The organism is Cryobacterium sp. TMT1-3 (assembly GCF_004402315.1).
In the GTDB taxonomy this organism is placed as follows: Bacteria; Actinomycetota; Actinomycetes; order Actinomycetales; family Microbacteriaceae; genus Cryobacterium; species Cryobacterium luteum.
Genome location: NZ_SOFW01000039.1, coordinates 15159 through 34707 on the forward strand (window position 1 = coordinate 15159; position 19549 = coordinate 34707).

The 19549-nt window shown below is 65.9% G+C and carries 21 protein-coding genes; 10 read left to right on the plus strand and 11 right to left on the minus strand.

Annotated features, from left to right (window positions below; translation table 11 throughout):
- Positions 1–10 precede the first annotated feature (10 nt).
- The gene (locus tag E3O25_RS13690; RefSeq protein WP_092111833.1) at positions 11–1750 is read right to left on the minus strand and encodes an AMP-binding protein; all 1740 of its coding nucleotides are present in this window, start codon (positions 1748–1750) and stop codon (positions 11–13) included.
- Between the two features lie 115 nt (positions 1751–1865).
- Between E3O25_RS13690 and E3O25_RS13695 the strand changes: the two genes are divergently transcribed.
- Both E3O25_RS13695 and E3O25_RS13700 read left to right on the plus strand, forming a co-directional pair.
- Positions 1866–2222, plus strand: coding sequence for a hypothetical protein (locus E3O25_RS13695; RefSeq protein ID WP_241983834.1), 357 nt, complete (start codon positions 1866–1868; stop codon positions 2220–2222).
- Between the two features lie 21 nt (positions 2223–2243).
- Entirely contained in the window at positions 2244–2744 is a 501-nt protein-coding gene (locus E3O25_RS13700; protein WP_092111829.1) for a GNAT family N-acetyltransferase, read from the plus strand.
- 440 nt (positions 2745–3184) lie between these two features.
- On the opposite strand, the gene E3O25_RS13705 is transcribed toward E3O25_RS13700, so the two are convergent.
- Positions 3185–3856 carry a GntR family transcriptional regulator gene (locus E3O25_RS13705; protein WP_241983833.1) on the minus strand — a complete coding sequence of 224 codons (672 nt, stop codon included), beginning with the start codon at positions 3854–3856 and terminating at the stop codon, positions 3185–3187.
- A gap of 284 nt (positions 3857–4140) precedes the next feature.
- Here E3O25_RS13705 and E3O25_RS13710 point away from each other — a divergent pair, with 284 nt between their 5' ends.
- Positions 4141–5688 (plus strand): phosphotransferase, encoded by a 1548-nt coding sequence (locus E3O25_RS13710; RefSeq protein ID WP_134361405.1) that lies wholly within the window; start codon positions 4141–4143, stop codon positions 5686–5688.
- Between the two features lie 15 nt (positions 5689–5703).
- Here E3O25_RS13710 and E3O25_RS13715 read toward each other — a convergent pair whose 3' ends face one another.
- A complete protein-coding gene (locus E3O25_RS13715; RefSeq protein WP_092111823.1) occupies positions 5704–6180 on the minus strand; it encodes a VOC family protein in 477 nt (158 codons plus the stop codon).
- A gap of 236 nt (positions 6181–6416) precedes the next feature.
- Between E3O25_RS13715 and legP the strand changes: the two genes are divergently transcribed.
- Positions 6417–8336, plus strand: coding sequence for a Dot/Icm T4SS effector Zinc-dependent metalloprotease LegP (gene legP, locus E3O25_RS13720; protein ID WP_134361406.1), 1920 nt, complete (start codon positions 6417–6419; stop codon positions 8334–8336).
- On the opposite strand, the gene E3O25_RS13725 is transcribed toward legP, so the two are convergent.
- The 6 genes from E3O25_RS13725 to E3O25_RS13750 all read right to left on the minus strand — a co-directional run bounded on the left by E3O25_RS13725 (position 8307) and on the right by E3O25_RS13750 (position 13107).
- A complete protein-coding gene (locus E3O25_RS13725; protein ID WP_092111819.1) occupies positions 8307–8813 on the minus strand; it encodes a YbaY family lipoprotein in 507 nt (168 codons plus the stop codon). The two genes, legP and E3O25_RS13725, sit on opposite strands and share 30 nt — an antisense overlap.
- A gap of 40 nt (positions 8814–8853) precedes the next feature.
- Positions 8854–9192 (minus strand): P-II family nitrogen regulator, encoded by a 339-nt coding sequence (locus E3O25_RS13730; RefSeq protein ID WP_092111883.1) that lies wholly within the window; start codon positions 9190–9192, stop codon positions 8854–8856.
- Between the two features lie 34 nt (positions 9193–9226).
- Positions 9227–10471 carry an ammonium transporter gene (locus tag E3O25_RS13735; RefSeq protein WP_134361407.1) on the minus strand — a complete coding sequence of 415 codons (1245 nt, stop codon included), beginning with the start codon at positions 10469–10471 and terminating at the stop codon, positions 9227–9229.
- A 67-nt stretch (positions 10472–10538) separates the two neighbouring features.
- Positions 10539–11528, minus strand: coding sequence for a DUF3445 domain-containing protein (locus E3O25_RS13740; protein ID WP_092111815.1), 990 nt, complete (start codon positions 11526–11528; stop codon positions 10539–10541).
- Entirely contained in the window at positions 11525–12565 is a 1041-nt protein-coding gene (locus E3O25_RS13745; RefSeq protein ID WP_134361408.1) for a PDR/VanB family oxidoreductase, read from the minus strand. Before E3O25_RS13745 ends, E3O25_RS13740 begins: the two co-directional genes overlap by 4 nt.
- Positions 12562–13107: a dimethylamine monooxygenase subunit DmmA family protein gene (locus tag E3O25_RS13750; RefSeq protein WP_092111811.1), complete on the minus strand. Its 546-nt coding sequence runs from the start codon at positions 13105–13107 to the stop codon at positions 12562–12564. The genes E3O25_RS13745 and E3O25_RS13750 overlap by 4 nt, the downstream gene beginning before the upstream one ends.
- 235 nt (positions 13108–13342) lie before the next feature.
- Here E3O25_RS13750 and E3O25_RS13755 point away from each other — a divergent pair, with 235 nt between their 5' ends.
- Genes E3O25_RS13755 through E3O25_RS13770 form a run of 4 tightly spaced genes read left to right on the plus strand, consistent with a single transcriptional unit; the run spans position 13343 to position 16239 of the window.
- The gene (locus E3O25_RS13755; RefSeq protein ID WP_134361409.1) at positions 13343–13723 is read left to right on the plus strand and encodes a cupin domain-containing protein; all 381 of its coding nucleotides are present in this window, start codon (positions 13343–13345) and stop codon (positions 13721–13723) included.
- A gap of 16 nt (positions 13724–13739) precedes the next feature.
- Positions 13740–14285 (plus strand): dimethylamine monooxygenase subunit DmmA family protein, encoded by a 546-nt coding sequence (locus E3O25_RS13760; RefSeq protein ID WP_134361410.1) that lies wholly within the window; start codon positions 13740–13742, stop codon positions 14283–14285.
- Positions 14282–15223 (plus strand): PDR/VanB family oxidoreductase, encoded by a 942-nt coding sequence (locus tag E3O25_RS13765; protein WP_134361411.1) that lies wholly within the window; start codon positions 14282–14284, stop codon positions 15221–15223. The genes E3O25_RS13760 and E3O25_RS13765 overlap by 4 nt, the downstream gene beginning before the upstream one ends.
- Positions 15220–16239 (plus strand): DUF3445 domain-containing protein, encoded by a 1020-nt coding sequence (locus E3O25_RS13770; RefSeq protein WP_134361412.1) that lies wholly within the window; start codon positions 15220–15222, stop codon positions 16237–16239. The genes E3O25_RS13765 and E3O25_RS13770 overlap by 4 nt, the downstream gene beginning before the upstream one ends.
- 1 nt (position 16240) lies before the next feature.
- On the opposite strand, the gene E3O25_RS13775 is transcribed toward E3O25_RS13770, so the two are convergent.
- Entirely contained in the window at positions 16241–16831 is a 591-nt protein-coding gene (locus E3O25_RS13775) for an XRE family transcriptional regulator (RefSeq protein ID WP_092111800.1), read from the minus strand.
- A 119-nt stretch (positions 16832–16950) separates the two neighbouring features.
- Here E3O25_RS13775 and E3O25_RS13780 point away from each other — a divergent pair, with 119 nt between their 5' ends.
- Positions 16951–18411, plus strand: a complete 1461-nt coding sequence (locus E3O25_RS13780; RefSeq protein WP_134361413.1) for an NAD(P)/FAD-dependent oxidoreductase — start codon at positions 16951–16953, stop codon at positions 18409–18411.
- A gap of 50 nt (positions 18412–18461) precedes the next feature.
- On the plus strand, positions 18462–18605 hold the full coding sequence (locus E3O25_RS17020; RefSeq protein WP_166787688.1) for a hypothetical protein: 144 nt from the start codon (positions 18462–18464) through the stop codon (positions 18603–18605).
- Between the two features lie 90 nt (positions 18606–18695).
- Here E3O25_RS17020 and E3O25_RS13785 read toward each other — a convergent pair whose 3' ends face one another.
- Positions 18696–19451, minus strand: coding sequence for a FadR/GntR family transcriptional regulator (locus tag E3O25_RS13785; protein ID WP_092111796.1), 756 nt, complete (start codon positions 19449–19451; stop codon positions 18696–18698).
- Positions 19452–19549: the final 98 nt, after the last annotated feature.

The window sequence follows — 19549 nt, forward strand, 5'->3', positions numbered from 1 at the left end:
GCGGATGCCGCTAGCGCTTCAGCCCCGGAAACTGGTCGTCGCGCCACTCGTCAGGCAGCCGTGTTCCGGCGGCGGCCGCATCGTCTTCGCGCTCGCGCAGCTCGACCCGGCGAATCTTGCCCGAGATGGTCTTGGGCAGGTCGAAGAACTCCACCCGCCGCACCCGCATGTAGGCGGGCAGCCCGGTGCGCGCGTGCCGCAACACGGCCTCAGCGGTCTCAGCGGTCGGCTCCCAGCCCGGGGCGAGGTGGATGTAGGCCTTGGGAATGTTCAGCCGGGTGACGTCGGGCGCGGGAACGACAGCGGCCTCGGCGACCGCGGGGTGTTCGAGCAACACGCTCTCCACTTCGAACGGTGACACCTTGTAGTCGCTCGACTTGAACACGTCGTCGGTGCGACCGATGAAGGTGAGGTAGCCGTCGGCATCCACCGTGGCGACATCGCCGGTGTGAAAGAAGCCGCCGCGAATGGCGTGAGCGGTCAGGTCGGGTTCGCCGTGGTAGCCGCTCATGAGGTTGACCGGGCTCTGGGACAGGTCGAGGCAGATCTCGCCCTCGTCGGCGGGTAACTCCGTGATGGGGTCGAGCAGCTGGATCGAGACGCCGGGCAGGGGCAGGCCCATCGAGCCGGCCTTCAACCGCGATCCGGGGCCGTTTCCGACGATCGCCGTGGTTTCGGTCTGGCCGAATCCGTCGCGGATGGTCAGTTTCCAACCGTTGTCGATCTGGCGGATGACCTCGGGGTTGAGTGGTTCGCCGGCGGAGAGCAACTCGCGCAGGCTGTCGGGGCGGGCGCCGACATCCGCTTGGATGAGCATGCGCCAGACCGTGGGCGGTGCGCAGAACGTGTTGACCTTGGCGCGGTGCAGTTGCGCGATGAGGGCGTTGGGATCGAACTTGGAATAGTTGTAGACAAAGACGGTGGCCTCGGCGATCCACGGAGCGAAGAAGCAGCTCCAGGCGTGCTTGCCCCAGCCGGGCGAGCTGATGGCCAGGTGCACGTCGCCGGGGCGCAGGCCCAGCCAGTACATGGTCGACAAATGGCCGACCGGGTAGGAGGTCTGCGAGTGCAGCACCATCTTCGGCTTGCTCGTTGTGCCGGAGGTGAAGTAGATCAGCGACGGGTCAGCAGATGCGACGACCGTCGTGATCGGCTCCGGTGTCACTCGGTAGGCGTCGGCGAAGTTTGCCCAGCCGGGGCGCGGCTCGCCGACGCCGATGCGGGTGTAGTCGCCGGGAACGTCGTCGAATTTGGCCGCGTCGGCCGAGTTGGCGATCACGTGCCTCACGCCACCGCGACGCACCCGGTCAGTCAGGTCGTGCGAGGCGAGCACTGCGCTCGTGGGCATAATGACAGCGCCGACCTTCATGATTGCGAGCATCGCCTCCCAGATCTCTCGCTGGTTGCCGAGCATGAGCATGACGTGGTCGCCGCGCCCGACGCCCTGCCGGCTGAGCCAGGTGGCGACCCGGTCAGAGCGGTGGGCCATCTCGTCGAACGTGAACTTCTGCTCACTGCCGTCTTCTTCGACGATCCACAAGGCGATTTTGTCGTTGCCGCGCGCAAGCACGTCGAACCAGTCGGTGGCCCAGTTGAAGTGCTCCCCCACGTCGGGCCAGAGAAACTCCTGCGCGGCGCGGGCGTGATCGTCGCGCAGGGCCAGCAGCTGGTCGCGTGCTGCACGATAATTCAGCGTGCTCGTGTTGGTCTTGCTCGTGTTGGTCGTGTTCGTGCTCACCTGGTGAGTCATACGCCGTTGTCTCCTCGAACGAGTCGCCCAGTGCGACGACAGTCCATTCTGTCAGGACCCGCGGGCGGTCGTCGCCGGGCCGATAGTCTGCGAAGGATGACACCTGCAACTCATCGTGTGCGCCACCACCGCCCGCACTCCACTGTTCGACGGAACCCTGGTACCCGCCGACTGCTGCGTGGTCACGGTCGGTTCGCATGAAGCGGATGCCCGAGAGCTCGACTCGGCGCTCCCCGCCCGCTCCCAGCTCGTGGTCGAAGACGCTGCAACGGCCCGGCGTGAGGCCGGCGACGTGATCTTGGCGCTCGCCGAGGGAGCGATCGAACCGGGCAACCTCGTGCCGCTGCGCGACCTGGCCAGGGGCACGGTCGCCGCTGAGACGGCCCGTCCGCGCGTCTTCAAGAGCACCGGCATGTCGTGGGAAGACCTCGTGATTGCGACGACCGTACACCGGGCAGCGCCAGCAGGGTAACGTGCGGCCTATCGTTGGGGAGTGACCTATTCCATTCGTTCCCTCGTTGCGGCCGATCTGCCGCTCCTGCTCGCCCTCAATAATGCTGCGGTTCCCGCGGTCAACGAACTGGATGCCCCCGCGCTGGCGGTACTCGTCGACCACAGCCAGCTCGCGGTTGCCGTCGTCGACGACGACGCGGCCGACGTCGCACTCGGCTTTGCCGTTCTGTTCGTGGCCGGAGCCGACTATGCGAGCGAGAATTACCGCTGGTTCTCGGCCCGGTCGAAGGATTTTCTCTACGTCGACCGCATCGTTGTGGCCGACGGGTATCGCGGGCAGGGCCTCGGCCAGCTCCTGTACGACGCCATCTTCGGCGCTGCCCGCCGCATGAAGCTCGCCGAGGTGCTCTGCGAGGTCAACCTGCAGCCGCGAAACCCGGGCTCACTCGCCTTTCACGACCGGCTCGGGTTCACCGAGGTCGGCCAGCAGTCGACCAAGGGCGACACCGTCGTGGTGAGTCTGCTGGCGGCATCCGTTTAGCGTCTCGCCCGCTCGTCCGTCGTTATGGGGACAGACGCACTGCTCTGTATACACAAACTGGCGAGAAGTTCAAGGGGGTGCGGTGTTGTGTGCTTGCCCCTTAGGGTCATCCTGACGTGAGTTATCGCTTGCGCAGACTCAAGCCAAGGGACCCCCCTCGATGCGAATTACCTGCCCCTTCTGCAAATCACAAGCCGACTTGAATCCGAACCCCGCGCAGGCCCTGCGCATCACTCTTCCCCTCTACGTTCTCAAGTGCACCGGTTGCGAGCGCACCAGCATTCGTGTCGAACCCGTGCGCCTTCCCCGAGTGGCTCGCCCGGCGCTCGCGACGGTCTGATTTCCCCGCCGCGCACCCCGGGGTGAACGGGCCGCGACGCGTTCTCGGGTCGCGACGCGTGGGCATCCGCTGTTTGGCGAGTACAGGCGTATGGGAGCTCTCAGGCGATCGAAACGGATGCCGGTTCGCTCGGCGAGTTCGTCAATCGCGCCAGGGCGTCGTCTTCGTGTTCGCCCAACCGGAGCTCGGCGAGGGGCCCGTTACCGTCGAGAATGGCCTCGGCGATACCGCGGTGCTCGGCGATCCATTCCTCGGTGCCCCGGTACGACGCCTGCAGCACGGTCAGGCACATGCGGGTCTCTGTCATGAGGGTGCTATGGATGCGCGCCAGGCTGCGACTGCCGCTCAGCGCCACGAGGTCTTCGTGAAAGGCCAGGTCGGCGTCGCTCATGGCGGCGCGATCGCCGGCGTTTGACGCGTTTTCCATCTTCGCAACCTTGGCCAGCAGATCGTTACCGGCGGCGACGTGGTCGGCGCGTACGAGCAGTTTGCAGGCGGCCGATTCAATGGCGGTGCGCAACACGTACATATCGCGAATCTCGGCGTCCGTCATCTCGATCACAAACAAGCCACGGTTGCGAATGCTGACCAGCAGGCCCTCCTGGGTCAGCCGCTGCATGGCTTCGCGCAGCGGGCCCCGGCTGACTCCGAGTTCCCGGGCCAGCTCGGCCTCGCCCAATTGCGATCCGGGGGCAACCTCGCCGTGGGCGATCGCGTAGCGCAGCTTGCGGGCGATGATCGACGGGGTGGATTCTTGGACGACGGGTTCCAATGAATATCCCTGGGGCATACCTTTCACAGTTCTTTCTCGAGTCAGTACCTAAACACGCGGGTGAAAATTCCATCGACAGTGTGACCCGATTCCAGCCATCTGTCAATTGTTTACAATTCTATCGCTGGCCTTTCGCACTATCGCTTGATTGGCGTAATCCTACTTGGGGGCTCGACGATCAGGTGCCGCTTTACCGTCTGGCCCTCAGTTCAGCTTTTCTCCATCCAACCGAGGGAGACCCGCGCTATCGCACGGCGCACGGGTGGGGAGGCTACGCTGGCGGCATGATCGATGGAGACCGCGCCCATAATGCACGCCGCCCCGCCAATCCCGACCTCGCCCCCGCACACCGCGGTATCCCTCTGCCCGACTACGTCAACGCCTGGTTGTCAACCCAGCGGTGGTTCGGCAACAAGGGACACGTACCCGCCCTGCGCAGCATCGGCTACTTCTCCCTGGCCTCGTCCGAAGCCGGCGTGACCATTCGCGTCGACCTCGTGCTGGACACCGCCAGTCTCGGCCTGACGCTGTACCAACTGCCGACCACGGAACGCGCCTCGGAGCTGCCCGGTGCTGCCGATGCCCTGATCACGGTGCGGAGGCCCGGCTCCGACCACGCGCGTTTCATCTACGACGCCCCCTACGATCCGGCCTTCGCGGCTGCGGTGCTCACCTTTATGGAAGGGCAGGGCGTGTCCACGTCGACCCGCCCACGGCAGACCGACCGCTGGTCCGCCAGCGCGCGTGGCGAGGATCTGAGACCGGGGACACAAATCCCGTCGGCGGCGCTCGTCGTCTCGAGTCGCGTGCTCAGCGGCGAACAATCCAATACGTCCATCATCGTGCAGCGTGCCGATGCGGCCGGGGCACCGACGCCGCCGATCATCTGCAAGATTTTTCGCATCATCCATGCCGGGGAGAATCCCGATGTGACGGTGCAGGCCGCGCTCGCCCGCGCCGCATCGCGTCGGATACCGCTGCCATTCGGTGCCATAGCCGGCCAGTGGGACGACCCCGCCGAACCCGGCAACCGTGCTGTCGGCCATCTGGCCTTCGCCCAAGAGTTTCTGCCGGACGCACCGGATGCCTGGCGGACTGCCCTGGTCGCTGCGGCCTCCGGGAGCGACTTCACCGGCCCCGCTTTTCGACTGGGGCAAGCCACCGCGGAAGTTCACCACGATCTGGCCGGCACACTGCCCACCCTCGAGGCGACTCCCGCGGTGATCGCCGAGGAGATGGCGCAGATGCGGCTGCGCTCTAGTCAGGCTCTGCAGGAAGTACCCGCTCTGGCCGGGCATCGCGATGTTATCGAGGCGGTTTTCGCCCGGGCGGAGACCGCGGCCTGGCCGAGGCTTCAGCGCATTCACGGTGACTTCCACCTCGGCCAGGTTCTCGACGTGCGGGGCCGCGGCTGGGTGCTGCTCGACTTCGAGGGGGAACCGTTGCGCACCCTGCGGGAGCGCACCCGACCCGACCTTACCCTGCGGGATGTCGCCGGCATGCTGCGGTCCTTCTCCTATGTGGCGGGGGCGATGACGGCAACAAGCGCCGCGACAGTGCAGTCCGCCGGTGCCGGTGCCGAGAAGATTGGCAAAACCTTCACGACCGCGCTCACGATTTTTCAGTGGGCAAGGGCCTGCCGCGGTGCCTTCCTCAACGGATATGCCGAACAATCCGGGATCGACCTGGCCGAGCAGAGCGACCTCCTCGACGCCTTCGAGCTCGACAAAGCGCTCTACGAAGCGGTCTACGAGATACGCAATCGCCCGAATTGGCTGCCGATCCCGCTCGCCGCAATCGAACGGCTGGTCGGCCGCGGTGAGTTGGGCTGAGCTGATCTGACGGATCTATTCGGCGGCGGCCGAGGCTCGCAGATCGGCGATGATGATCTTGGTCTGGCCCATCATCGTTGCCATTACCCGACCGGCCCGCGCCGGATCGGGGTCGTTGAGCAGCTGGCCGAGCGTGGTGGGCACCACCTGCCACGACAAACCGAATTGGTCTTTCAACCAGCCGCATTGCCCCGGCTGCCCGCCGTTGCTGGTGAGCTGGTCCCACAATTGGTCGACCTCCTTCTGCGTGTTGACCTGCACGAAGAACGAGATGGCCTCGGTGAACGGAAACTGCGGTCCGGCGTTGAGCCCTTGAATCTCCAGCCCGTCGAGCACGAATGACACCGACATGGCGCTGCCGGCCGGCGCCGGCCCGCCCTCGGGGTAGCGCGCCACATTGAGCATGCGCGAATTGGGAAAGATCGAGACGTAGAACTCGGCGGCCTGCTCGGCCTGGCCGTTGAACCAGAGAAAGGGGCTGATACTCGTCATTGGCTACTCCTTCGGGGCCTGGGCGACCACCCCAGGGGTGGACGATTTCAGCCATGATACCCAGAGCGATCGGCACTGGTATTGCTCCATAGAACCCGACCACGAATAACGCTCCGATAACGCCCGTCGGCGTAGCCTGACCGCCAGTGGGCGAAGTGCCAGTCCTGGTGCCGCCCAGTTGCGGCACCGCCCAATCGGCCAGTGCCAGGGGAACAGAACATACAAGGAGCAGTTCCATGGCAGATAACAGTTTTGGCCCCGGAGGCGACCAGAAATTCGTCAGCGAGGGTGAGTTTCAGGCGGGCGAGGCGGCCTCCGGCATCATCGCCGGCGTCACCTTCGGGCCCACCGAGGTGGTCTACTACAAGGTCAACAACCTGGCCGTGTTCGAAGGCGACATCGTGCTGGGCACCGTTGCCGAGTTGGAGCAGACCAAAGACGCAGCAAACCGGGACGATGCCCGAGCACGGGGCGTCATCATCACCGGCGCTCGCTTTCGATGGCCGAACGCCCAGGTTCCATTTCAGATCGATTCCGCCCTGCCCAACCAGCAGCGCGTGCGGGACGCGATCACACACTGGGAGGCGCGCACGCCCATCCGCTTTCCGGAACGCACCCCGGCCAATGCGGCGCAGTTTCCCAACTTTGTCGAGTTCAGCGATGCCGGCGGATGCTGGTCGATGCTGGGCATGCAGGGGAACGGCATGCAGACCATCAGTCTGGGTACCGGTTGCAGCACCGGCAACGCCATCCATGAGATCGGCCACGCCGTCGGTCTCTGGCATGAGCAGAGCCGCGAGGACCGCAATACCTTCGTGACCATTAACGTGGCCAACATCGAAACCGGTATGGAGAGTCAGTTCGACCAGCACATCGTGGACGGCGATGACGTCGGCGGCTATGACTACGGCTCGATCATGCACTACCCCCGCACCGCGTTTTCGAAGAACGGGCTCGAGACGATCACTCCGGTGCAGGCCGGTGCCCAGATCGGCCAGCGCACCGCGCTGTCGGCCGGTGACATCGCCGCGGTCAAATTCATGTATCCGCAGACGGCCAGAGCAAGCTCCAGCCCCGTTGTGTCGTGGGGCCCGAACCGGCTCGACGCCTTCGTTCTCGGCACCAACCGCGCCGTGTTCCACAAATGGTTCAGCGGAGCCTGGGGACCGTCGGTCACCGGGTACGAGAACATGGGCGGAATCGCCGAGTGCGCTCCGCAGGCCGTGGCGTGGGGTCCGAATCGGCTGGACCTGTTCGTCACCGGAACCGACAGCGCGCTGTACCACAAGTGGTGGAACGGAAGCGCCTGGGGGCCATCGGTGACCGGCTATGAGAACATGGGCGGCATCATTCTCGGTGACCCCCGCGTGGTGGCGTGGGGGCCGAACCGGCTCGACGTCTTCGTCGTCGGCAGCGACCACGGGCTGCATCACAAGTGGTTCAACGGAGCCTGGGGTCCCTCGGTCACCGGCTACGAGAACATGGGCGGCATCGTCGTCGGCCAGCCAGAAATCGTCTCCTGGGGCGCGAACCGGCTCGACGTCTTCGTCATCGGCACGGACCGGGCGCTGTACCACAAGTGGTGGAACGGCAGCGTCTGGGGCCCGTCCCTCACGGGCTATGAGCGGCTCGGCGGGGTCTGCACCTCGTCGCCGCGCGTGGTCTCCTGGGGCCCGAACCGGCTGGATGTCTTCGTCACGGGCACGGATGGCGCGCTGTACCACAAGTGGTGGAACGGCAGCGCCTGGGGCCCGTCGGTGAACGACTTCGAACGGCTCGGCGGCATCGTCGTCGGCGAACCCGAGGCCGTCTCCTGGGGGCCGAACCGGCTGGACCTGTTTGTGATCGGCACTGACAGTGCGCTGTACCACAAGTGGTTCGACGGCAATGCCTGGGGCCCGTCGGTGCTCGGGTACGAGAACATGGGCGGCATCGCTACCTCGCAGCCGCGCGTGGTGTCGTGGTCGTCCGGCCGGCTCGATGTGTTCCTGACCGGAACCAACAGTGCGCTGTTCCACAAGTGGTTCAACGGCGCCGCCTGGGGTCCGTCGCTCACGGGCTACGAAAGCCTCGGCGGCGTGATCACCTCGTTTGACGAGGCCGAGGTACGCGCAGCCACTGCCAGCTCAGACTCGCAGCACCGGGATACGAACTGAAGCACGGCCCTGGCCTGGCAGCACCGAGTGGGACTGAGTCGAGACGAAGTCCCCCTCGGTGATGTCGGGCCGTTCAAACTCCAACTCATGCGTGGCTCGGGAAGGCTCTCGGGCCTCGGGGTGCGCCATCGGCTCGCGCGAATCTGGCTCGCGGCGCACGTTCTCGGTGTCGGCGGTGTGTGCCGTGACGCCCGATCGCACATGCACGCGTACATTCAATCGACGCGGCGCAGCGATCAGGCTGGTCGGTACGGCCACGTGGAAGGGCACTCCGGTGTCGGGCCGCGCGGCACACGCCGAGTCGACGGGTGCCGACGCGGGAATCTCAAAACGGGACCGGCCAACGATGGTGCTCGGGGCATCCGCTTTCGACACGTCTTCGACCAGGACCGTGACCGTGAACGGTGTCGGTGGCCGCTGGCCGGGTGCGAAGTCGATCATGCCGCGCACGGTCGTGGTGGAAAGCGAATCGATCATGCCGCACAGGATACTCCGGCGTTCCGCGCTGCCCCCTGCCCTACACGGCGGCGGGACCGCGCTCCCCCGTGCGCACCCGCACGACGTCGGACACGTCGGTGGCCCAGACCTTACCGTCGCCGATCTTGCCGGTGCAGGCCGCGTCGACGATGGTCTGAATCGTGGAGTCGAGGTCTTCGTCGGTGACGATCACGTCGATGCGCACCTTGGGCCGAAAGGAGACGGTGTACTCGGCGCCGCGGTAGATCTCGGAGTGGCCCTTTTGCGAGCCGTACCCGCTCACCTCGGTGACGGTAAGGCCGTTCACGTGTACGCCGATGAGGGCATCGTGCACGGCGTCCAGGCGGTGCGGCTGAATGATCGCGGTGATGAGTTTCATGGTGAGTCCTTTGGTGGCGGGTGCGGAGGGGGTGTTAGACGCGGCCGGAATCATAGGCTGTCTCGGCGTGGTAGCTCACGTCGAGGCCCACATATTCTTCTTCTTCGGACACGCGCAGCCCGATGGTCTTGTTCAGGGTCCAGGCGATGGCGTAGGTCATGGTGAAGGAATAGACGCAGGTCACCGTGATGGCCACCAGCTCACGCCAGACGATATCCCAGCTGCCCCCGAAGAGGATGCCGGTAATGCCGGCCGGTGCGTCGCTCGCGGCGAACAGCACGACACAGATCACACCGACCACTCCGCCGACGCCGTGCACCGCGAACGCGTCGAGGGTGTCGTCGATACCCAGTTTGGTCTTCCATTTTAGGGTCAGGCAAACGACGGCACCGCTGAACAGGCCCACGAGCAGCGCCCCGACCGGGTTGACGGCGTCGGCTGACGGGGTGATGCCCACGAGTCCCGCGATGGCGCCGGAGGCCATGCCGAGGGTGGTCGCACGTCCGGTGCGAATCTTCTCGACGAGCGCGAACCCGATCATGCCGGCCGAACCGGCCAGCAGCGAGGTGAGCACGACGTACTGGGCGAGAAAGTTCGCGCCGGCGGCGGATCCGCCGTTGAAGCCGTACCAACCGAACCAGAGAATACCGGCGCCGAGTACGACGAGCGGCAGGTTGTGCGGGCGGTGGCCGCCCTTGCTCTTGCCGAGCACGAGCGCGAGCGCGAGCGCGGCGACGCCGGCGTTCATGTGCACGGCGGTGCCGCCGGCGAAGTCGTGCAGTTCGATGACGTTGCGCAGCCAGCCGCCGACATAGCCGCTCTCCTCGTCGGTGAAGGTGAAGACCTGGTGGGCGAGGGGAAAATAGACCAGGGTGAGCCAGAGTCCGGAGAACAAAATCCAGGCGCCGAATTTCATGCGTCCGGCCGCGCCGCTGGCCACGATGGCGATGGTGATTGCGGCGAACAGTATGAAGAATGCCGCCCAATACAGGCCCTCGGCACCATTGCTGCCGGCATCCGCTACGAAACTCTGCAGCCCGAAGAATTCCAGCGGATCCCCGATGATGCCGAGGCCGCCGAGGGAGTTTCCGGAGACCATGCTGTAGCCGTAGAGCACGTAGAGCACGCTCGTGACGGCGAGGGAGCTCATGACCATCATGATCATGTTGAGCACGTTCTTGCTGCCGAGCATGCCTCCGTAAAACATGGCGAGACCGGGAAACATGAGCGAGACGAGGGCGAAGGCGGCGAGAAGCCAGGCGAGGTCTGCGGCGGGCATAGGGGTTCTCCTGTTGCTGGTGGTGTGTGGCTGGTGCTCTGGGGAGTGGATGCTGCGGGTGGCGCGGTTAGGCAAGCAGCCAGGCGACGGCCTCGGTGCGGTGACCGATGAACCCCTTGTAGGTGGCGAGGTCGTCGGGAAGTTCGGTGAGCACCTGGGCGAGCTGGTCTCGCCAGGCGGGAATGGCCTTGATCTCGGCGAATGACGCCATGAAGGTGCGGATGCAGAAGGTGATCGCCCCCGACATCGGGAGGCGCATGAAATGCTCCAGTTCGATGCGCAGCTGCACGTTGCCGAAGTCACGGTCGCTCACCAGTCGGGGCATGTCGCCGCCCCATTCCGGGAGTTCTTCGAGACTGACGTCGAGTTTGCGCGATCCGGAGGCCGACAGGGTCCAGTTGACCCGCCGGTAGACCGAATCGGTGGGCAGGTGCATGAGAAACAACTCGGCGCGGCTCGTGAGTCCCTCGCCGGTGAAACGGGGAACCGGACCGTGGATCTCCCGAAAATTCATGCCGACGTCGAAGCTGACCGACCAGGCCGCGGCGAAGGTCACGAGCCCGGCGTCGAAGAAGAGTTGTCCGTCGCGCTCCTTCACCAGGAGCAGATCGTCGGGAATCTCCCGGCCGAGAAAGCTCAGCGGGTCATACGGCAGGGTGCTGAGGTCGCCCAGCACGAAGGTCTGGTCGGTGCCGAGCAGGTTGTTGCGCCAGTGGAACCGGTCACCGTTCTCGGCGAGGTGACAGCTGAGCGGATAGGAGAGGGCCAGGTCTCGCAGGTAGTAGACCAGGATGTCCCAGCAGGCCGGCATCATGCCGTCCAGAATCTGGGTGCGCCCGGGATCAGCGTCGAGGATGCGGCGGCGCTCCGCCATCACCTGCGGGTAGTCGGGGTTGGTGAGATCGACGATGTGGGCGCCCCAGGAGCCTCCGGCGGTTGCGCGCAGCACCCGGGCCGGCTCCACGTTGACCGAGTATCGAAAGGCCGTGAGGTCGTCGGGAAACGGCCAGGGCAGGTTGGTCGTGTGGGTGATCTCGGCCGTACTGGTGTTCGTCACAGGTCTACCTCGATTTCAGCGCCGCGTGAAACGCAGCAGAGCATGGTGGTGTTGTCGGCTTTCTCCCGCTCGGAGAGTACGTAATCTCGGTGTTCGATCTGTCCGGATCGCACCGGGATGCGGCATTCGCCGCACACCCCCTGGCGGCAGAGGTTGGCCACATCGTGGCCGTTGTCGAGCAGCGTCTGCAGCAGGCTGACGCCGGCCGGCACCGCCAGGCGCGCGCCGGTCGAGGCGATGATGGCCGCGAACGGCAGGCCGGCATCCTGCGGCGGCACTTCGAAGCGTTCAGAGTGCAGGCGATCGGCCGGCCATCCGGCGGCCTCGCCGAGCTCGAGATAGCGGTCGACGAAGGCGGGTGGGCCGCAGGCGTAGGCGTGGGTACCCATCGGCTGGGCGGCGAGGCGCTCGGAGAGCAGGGCGGCGGCATCCGTTCTGGTGTGCACTTCGTGCAGGGTGATCGCCCCGCTCGCGGCGAGGGCGCGCAGGTCATCCCGGTGGGCGCCGCACCCGGCGCGGTAACTGTAGATCACCTCGGCGGGGCGGCCCCAGCGTGCGGCAGCCCGGGCGTGCGAAAGAATGGGAGTGACCCCGATTCCCCCCGCGATCAGCAGGGCCTTGCGCTCGGTGGTGACGGGTGCGAAGAGCGATCGCGGGCCCTCGATCTCAACCCGTCGGCCGACCTGCACGTAGTCGTGCAGCCAGGCCGAACCGCTCGATTCGGCTGACCCGCCCGCTGGAACAGGGGCGCTGCGCCGCAGCACGGAAATCGCGTAGCGGTGCGGGTTGACGCCGTCATCGATCAGGGAATAGGTGTTGCGCACCGGACCGGCCTGCACGATCAGGTGGCTGCCGGGCTCATACGCGGCGAGCATGCCCCCGGCGGGGTCTTCGAGAACGATCTGCACGATCGCGTCGGTGAGCTCGCGCACCGCGGTCACCACGAGCGATCGCACGCCGGTATCGAAGGACGGATGCTGGTGGCCCGGTTTGCGCGGATCCACCGCGCGCGTCGGCGCCGGGCTGACCACCGTCATGCTGCCTGCGCCAGGGTGTTCGGGACAGCGGCCTGCGAGGCGAGGAAGCTGCCGCGCCGCGACGAGGTGTGTTCGTGGATTTCGAGGGTGCGCGCGCAGCCGGGGCAGGTGACGAGGGAACCGGGTGCGGCTGCGACCCGGCTGGTGGCCCGGCAGTGTGCGCAGAACATCGGGAGGTCTCTGGTGTGGGTGAGGATGCAGCGCAGTTCCGGCGGCAACAGTCCCGCGCCGCGGGCCGCGGCGAGCGCCTGAAACACGTCGAACTGGCCGCCGATGATGAGAACGCGCAGCCCGACGCGGGCGCTGCGGTACACCGCGCTCAGGGTGTCGGCCTCGGCCGGGCCGAGGGCAGCAAAGGCCAGGAGCGTGCTCGGCGCGAGGAGCTGCGCCTGGCGCAGTCGCTGTCGGGCGAGGTCGGTCTCGGCCCGGCCGCCAATCGGCACGATGAGGTGCGAACGCGCGCTGGTGTCGAGGTCGCCGGCAGGCCAGAGCGGCAGGCTGCGAGCCGGTGGGTGGACGTACACGCTATTGAGCGTCGGCACGGCTTCTCCAATCAATCGATGATTACTGTGGTGCAACCATGTTTACCGGCAATCAACACGGTCGGTGTTTCGCGCACGTAAAATCGCCGCGTCGATCGTCGCCACCATCCCGAACGGGGGTGACCGGCCAGACGAAACGTGCATTTAACAATCCGGAAACCCGATCCGGGTTTACTGCGAGTAATCATTGTGTAAGCAGATTCACTGCCCGCACGACAGCGACAAGGAGACCACGATGACCACAACCCTCAACGGCACGCTCACCAAGGCCGGCTCGATCCACAAGGTCGAAGGCGCCTACCTGGGCCTGCCGAGCATGAACGCGCCGGGGTCGGAGGCCTTCATCGGCGACGCGCTGTCCAATCCCGGGGGCGCTGCAATCTCGTGCGGCTTCTTCGAACTCAAGGCCTCGGAGCCGCTCGTCTACGAGTACACCTACGACGAGATGAAGGTGGTCGTCGAGGGCGAATTCATCCTGACCGACCAGGCCACCGGCGAGGTCACCCATGCCGTCGCCAAGGACGTGTTGTTCTTTCCCAAGGGCACAACGGTCAAGTTCGAGACGCTCGATTATGCGCTCGGATACTACGTCGGACACCGCTCGTTCGCACCCTAGGCCGGTCGGAGAAATCATGACCGCCGGTACCGCCGTGCTCGCCACGGCCACCAAGAGCGTTCCCCGGGCCGCGACGAGCAGTGCTGACACCATCAGCCTGCTCGTCGCGGCCCGGGAGTGCATCGTCTACTGCTTTGGAACGGCCGCTCCCGCTGCGGCCAGTACCACCTGGCCGCGCGCCAGCGCCCCGGCCGCGCTCTGGCGCGAATTCACCGCGCCGCGCGCTGACCGTTCCGCCCTCACCCACATCGGCACGCTTCTGTCCACCGCGCACGTCGGGGCTCGGCTGCTCCTGGCCGGGCCCGAAACGGATGTCTACCAGGCCCGCTCCCAGGCACTCGCCTGCGGCGCCCTCGACGAGGAAATCGCGCTCTGCACCACCGACCGCAGTACTCTCCGGGTGCACTGCGCCCACTGCAAGACGGTGACTGAGACCGCGCAGCCGATCGGCGGCGTCGTGAGCTGTGCCGGGTGCGACCGATCCCTGCTGATCTACCACCACTTCTCCCGGCGCAGTACCGCCTACCTGGGGTTCATGGTCGACGCCGAGGAGGCGCAGTGACAGGCGCCTTGCTCGACCTCGTCGTGCGCGGTGTGACCGTGGCGGCCCCGGGCATCCGTTCGCTGGCGTTCGAGGCGACCGACGGTGGCCTTCTTCCCGCGTACGTCGCGGGCAGCCACATCGTGGTGCACCGTGCCGGGCGCACCAACTCCTATTCGCTCACCGGATCGGGCAGCAACCCGAGCGAGTACACCATTTCGGTGTTGCGCCAGCCAGGCGGCGCCGGCGGCTCGCTGGCCCTGCACACCCTTAGGGTCGGCGACGCGGTGAGCGTGTCTCGCCCGCGCAGCGCGTTCGCGCCGATCGCCACGGCCAGATGGCACCTGTTGATCGCCGCCGGAATCGGCATCACCCCGATGATCTCGCACCTCAAGGCCGGCCGGGACTGGCAACGGCCGACGACCCTGCTGTACCGCTACCGCCCCGGCGCGGCCGCTCACCTCGACGAGGCACGGGCCCTGGCCGGTACCGCGCTGGTGGAGAGCACGGGCCGCGAACACTTCGCCGTCGTGCTCGCCGAGCACCTGCGCAGCCAACCTCTGGGCACCCACCTCTACGTCTGCGGGCCGGTCGAGTTCAGCGCGAACGTGCTGCAGGCGGCAGCGGATGCCGGCTGGCCCGGTTCAAGGCTGCACTCCGAACCGTTCGCTGCCGCCGATCTCGGCCCGGGTAAACCTTTTCGAGTACACCTGGCTCGAAGCGACGTGGACGTGGACGTACCCGCCGGGGTGTCACTGCTCGACGCGCTGGAGCGGGCCGACCACGTGGTACCGAACATGTGCCGCAGCGGAATCTGCGGCGAGTGCATCGTGCCCGTGCTCCGGGGCCGACCCGACCACCGCGACCTGTATCTCAGCGACGACGAAAAAACTGAGAACGCCAGCATGATGTGTTGCGTCTCGCGCGGCCTCGACCACGAACTGGAGTTGGACCTATGACGCCTGCACCACTGACCGACACTGCACCGCTGCCTGATCCTGCTTCCGGTGCCCCATTCGCCGAGCGTGCCCGGCACCTGCCCTTCCCGTTCACGGCGAACAGCTACCGCTACAGCGCCAACGTGGAACCAGCCCCCGGCCGGGTTGACACCGATGCCGGCCACTGGGGTGAGAACATCATCGACATCGACTGTGACTACCGCTGCGACCTGGCCGAACGGGCCGAGATCCTCGCCCGCGATCCCTCGCGCTGCCAGACCCTCGCGCACATGCGTCCCGCGGTCTGGGACGTGATCGAGACGCTCCTGCCGATCATGGCCGCCGATTATCCCGAGATGATGGCCTTTTACCGCGACGGGCTCAACTGTTCTTGGCGCAACGACCTGCTCGGGCTCGAGCTCGAGTTCGTGATCGGCGATGATTCTTCGCTCGGGATGGACCCGCTGGTGTTCATCGGCGGCCAGATCCAGGATGACATCGCGCTGCTCGACGCCCGAGACGGCGCACTCTGGCTGGATGCCGGGTCGGTCACCTTCGCCGCGGACTGGTGCCTCGGCTTCGATGTGGGCATGCGCTTCACCGAGATTCACGGGCCGGTCCCCCGCGTGCACGAGGAACGCATCGTCAGCCGGGCCGAACAGTTTTTGCTGCGACTGCAGCCGGGCGACAATTTCCGTCGTACCAACTGGACCATGACCGTGGATCGCCGCCTGGACACCTCCACCGACAGCTACCCCGAGTGGGGCGCCGATCGGCGTCTGGTGCTGCTCGACCCTGCGCTGCCGGATCGGCTGCACCTGCGGGTCGAGGTGCAGCACCTCATCCGACTGCCACGCACCGGTGCCGTGCTTTTTCTGGTGCGCAGCTACCTGGTCTCGCTCACCGAGATTGCGACGGTTCCGGCCTGGCGGCGGCGACTCGGTCAGGTGCTGGCGGAACTTCCGGCCGACATGGCCGAGTACAAGGGCATCGACCGATATCGAGCTTCGGCCTCCGCCTGGCTGCTGGGGAGCTGAGCTATTTGGCCGTGATCGCCAGAAAGGTGATGGGCAGATCGAGCAGCTGCAACGGGCCGTGCGGGCCCTCGCCGTCAAGCAGCAGCGAGTCGCCGGGCACCATGGTGTACTCGTAGGCGCCGTGCCCGTAGACCATTTTGCCGGTCAGCATGTAGAGAAACTCGGTGCCGGCGTGCTGAAACAGCGGAAAGATGTCCGAGGCGTCGGTGAGCGTCACCAGGGTGGGTTCGATGGCGTCGGTGCGGCCCTTGAGTGAGCCGAGCACCCGGTACTCGTGGCCGTGCTGGGTGCCGCTGCGCACGCTCAGGCTGCCCTCGCCACTCTTGGTGAAGGTGGCGTCCCGATCGGTGTCGGCGCCCCGGAACAAGGCCGTGACCGGCACTTTCAGCCCCTCGGCCAGACGCTGCAGTGTGGTCAGGGAGCAGGATGTGCTCGCGCTCTCGACCTTGGAAATCATGGCTTTGGACAGGCCGGTACGCAGGGCAAGATCGGCCGATGACAGGCCGCTCTCGGTGCGGTACTTGCGCACCTGGATGGCGATGATTCGTTCCAGCGCACCGGGCGTTGCGGGGCTTTCAGCAGAGTGAGGCACCGTGCAATCTTACGGGCCGGTCACCACCAGAAAACGGAACACACCAGCGGTGAATACCCCGTCGGGTATAGGTGTATGGTCAGGTGAACAGCGCAGTTGCTGAGATAGTGAGGTCTGAAATGGCACGTGTCGTCGTACTGGGAGCCGGAGTATCCGGTCACACCGCAGCGCTTTATCTGAAGAAGCGTTTGGGCAATGCCCACGAAGTGATTGTTGTCTCTCCCAACTCGAAGTGGAATTGGATCCCTTCTAACATCTGGGTGGGTGTGGGCAAGATGAGCGCCGATAAGGTGGTGTTTCCGCTCGCTCCGATCTATCGCCGCAAGAAGATCGATTTTCGTCAGGCCAAGGCCGTGGCGATTCGTCCCGATGGCGATGAGGCCAGCCCTCAGGGCGCCGTCGATGTCGTCTACACCGACCCGGTGCGGGACGGCCAGACCGAGCGCATCCGCTACGACTATCTAGTGAATGCCACCGGACCGAAACTGAACTTCGAGGCCACCCCGGGTCTTGGCCCGGACGGGCACACCGTTTCGGTCTGCACGCCGAGCCACGCCGTCGAAGCCGCCAAACACTTCGACTCCGTCATCGACGCACTCAAGGCCGGCCGCGAGCAGACCCTCGTGGTCGGTGTCGGCCACGGCACCTGCACCTGCGAGGGCGCGGCGTTCGAATACGCCTTCAACGTGGAACAGGAACTGCGCACCGCTGGCGTACGCGACAAGGCGGAGGTCATCTACCTCACTAACGAACACGAACTGGGCGACTTCGGTGTGGGCGGCATGACCTTCAGCCAGGGCGGCCAGCGCGTCACGAGTGAAACCTGGATGGACTCGCTCTTTCGCGAACGCAACATGAAGGCCATCACCCAGGCTGCCGTGACCAAAATCGACCCCGGAGTCATTCACTACACGCAGATCGACGGCACCGAGAACACCCAGGCGTTCGACTTCGCTATGCTGCTGCCACCGTTTCGAGGCGTGGGCCTCAAAGCTTTCGACCGTTCGGGTGCCGACATCACCGACGTGGTGTTCGCGCCGAGCGGCTTCATGCGGGTCGACGCCAACTACACTGCGAAGCCGTTCGAGGAATGGACGGCTCAGGACTGGCCGCGCACCTATCAGAACCCGAGTTTTCACAACGTCTTCGGCGTCGGCATCGCGTTCGCCCCGCCGCACGCCATCTCCCGCCCCTACGCCACCCCCGGCGGCGTGGCTGTCGCTCCGGCACCGCCCCGCACCGGCATGCCGTCGGGCGCCATGGGCAAGATGGTCGCCATGACCATCTCCGACATGATCCTTGACGGCGCGACCACCCCCACCCACACCGCGTCGATGGGCGAGATGTCGGCCGCGTGCATCGCCTCGACCGGCACGGGCCTGCTCACCGGCACTGCCGCGGCAATGTCGATGTCCCCGATCGTGCCCGATTTCTCGAAGCATCCCACCACCGCCGGTCGCCACCCGACCGAGACGACGGGTGATATCGGGCTGGCCGCACACTGGGTCAAGCGCGTGCTGCACACGATGTTCCTCTACAAGGCCAAGGCGTATCCGTTCTGGTACCTCATTCCCGAGTGAGTGGCGGCAGGCCGCATCCGCTTTTCGTACGTCGTTAGAAGGAGAACACCATGGACACCGCCCAAAGCCACATCGATGTCGCGCCGCTGCCGAGCGCACGAGAGCTGCGGCGACGCAGCAACGTGCTGGTTCAGCTCGTGCGTTTCATGCAGATCAATGTGAGCATGTACCTGCTCGCCAAGCGCCACCACTAGGCGCCGTCAGTACACACCGCGCCAGTTACGGGTGGGCGCTCCAGCTGTAGCTGGCGCGCCCACCGCCAGCTGGCGCTGCCGCCCGACGCGTCAGGAACGCGGGTCGCCGGCGGCCAGCCCGACGAACATAGAGTCGTGCAGCACCGACACGTGCTGCCGAATAATGGCAACGGCGGCCACCGGGTCGTGCTCGCGCAGGGCGGCGACCAGGCGGGCGTGCTCACGGTTGACGCCGTGCAGGTAATCCACCGGGTAGGGCAGAAAATACCGATACAGGGCGTTGAGCGCGGCAGCGTACTGCGGTAGCGCCCAGTCCAGCCCGCTGGCCGCGGCCACGCCCAAGTGAAATCGTGCATCGGCCGCGTGGTAGTCGGTCCAATTCTCAGCTGTCGCCGCCTGCGCCACCGCCTCATCGAGCACGTCGAGCTGCCCGGCCGAAATATTCAACGCCGCATGGTGCACGAGCGCGCATTCCAGCAGCACCCGCTCATCAATGAGCCGGTGCACGTCGGCGGCATCGGCCAGGTAAGCGGTGATCGACGCGACCGAAGCGGATGCCCCAGGCTCGGCCACAAAAGTTCCCCCCGTGCGTCCGCGCCTGCGGGCCAGCACCCCTTCATCGGCGAGGCTTTTCAAGGCCCGGCGGGCCGTGATCTCGCTGACCCCGAGCGCTGCGGCCACATCGTGGTCAGACGGCAGCTGCTCCCCCACCACCATGAGTCCGAGCTCGATGGCGAGGGCGATGCGTGCGCGTACGGTGTCCGTGGCGCTCAAGCGGGTGATGCCGGATACCGCCGGGTTGGCGAGGGCGGGCACCGCCCCGTGGGTGTCATTTCCGTCAACCATCACGCACCTACAGTAACTGCCCGCGCCGGCGTACCACCATGGACTAGACAAAAGTGATCATTATGATCTAATTTATTTGTTGCAGACACGGTTGTCCA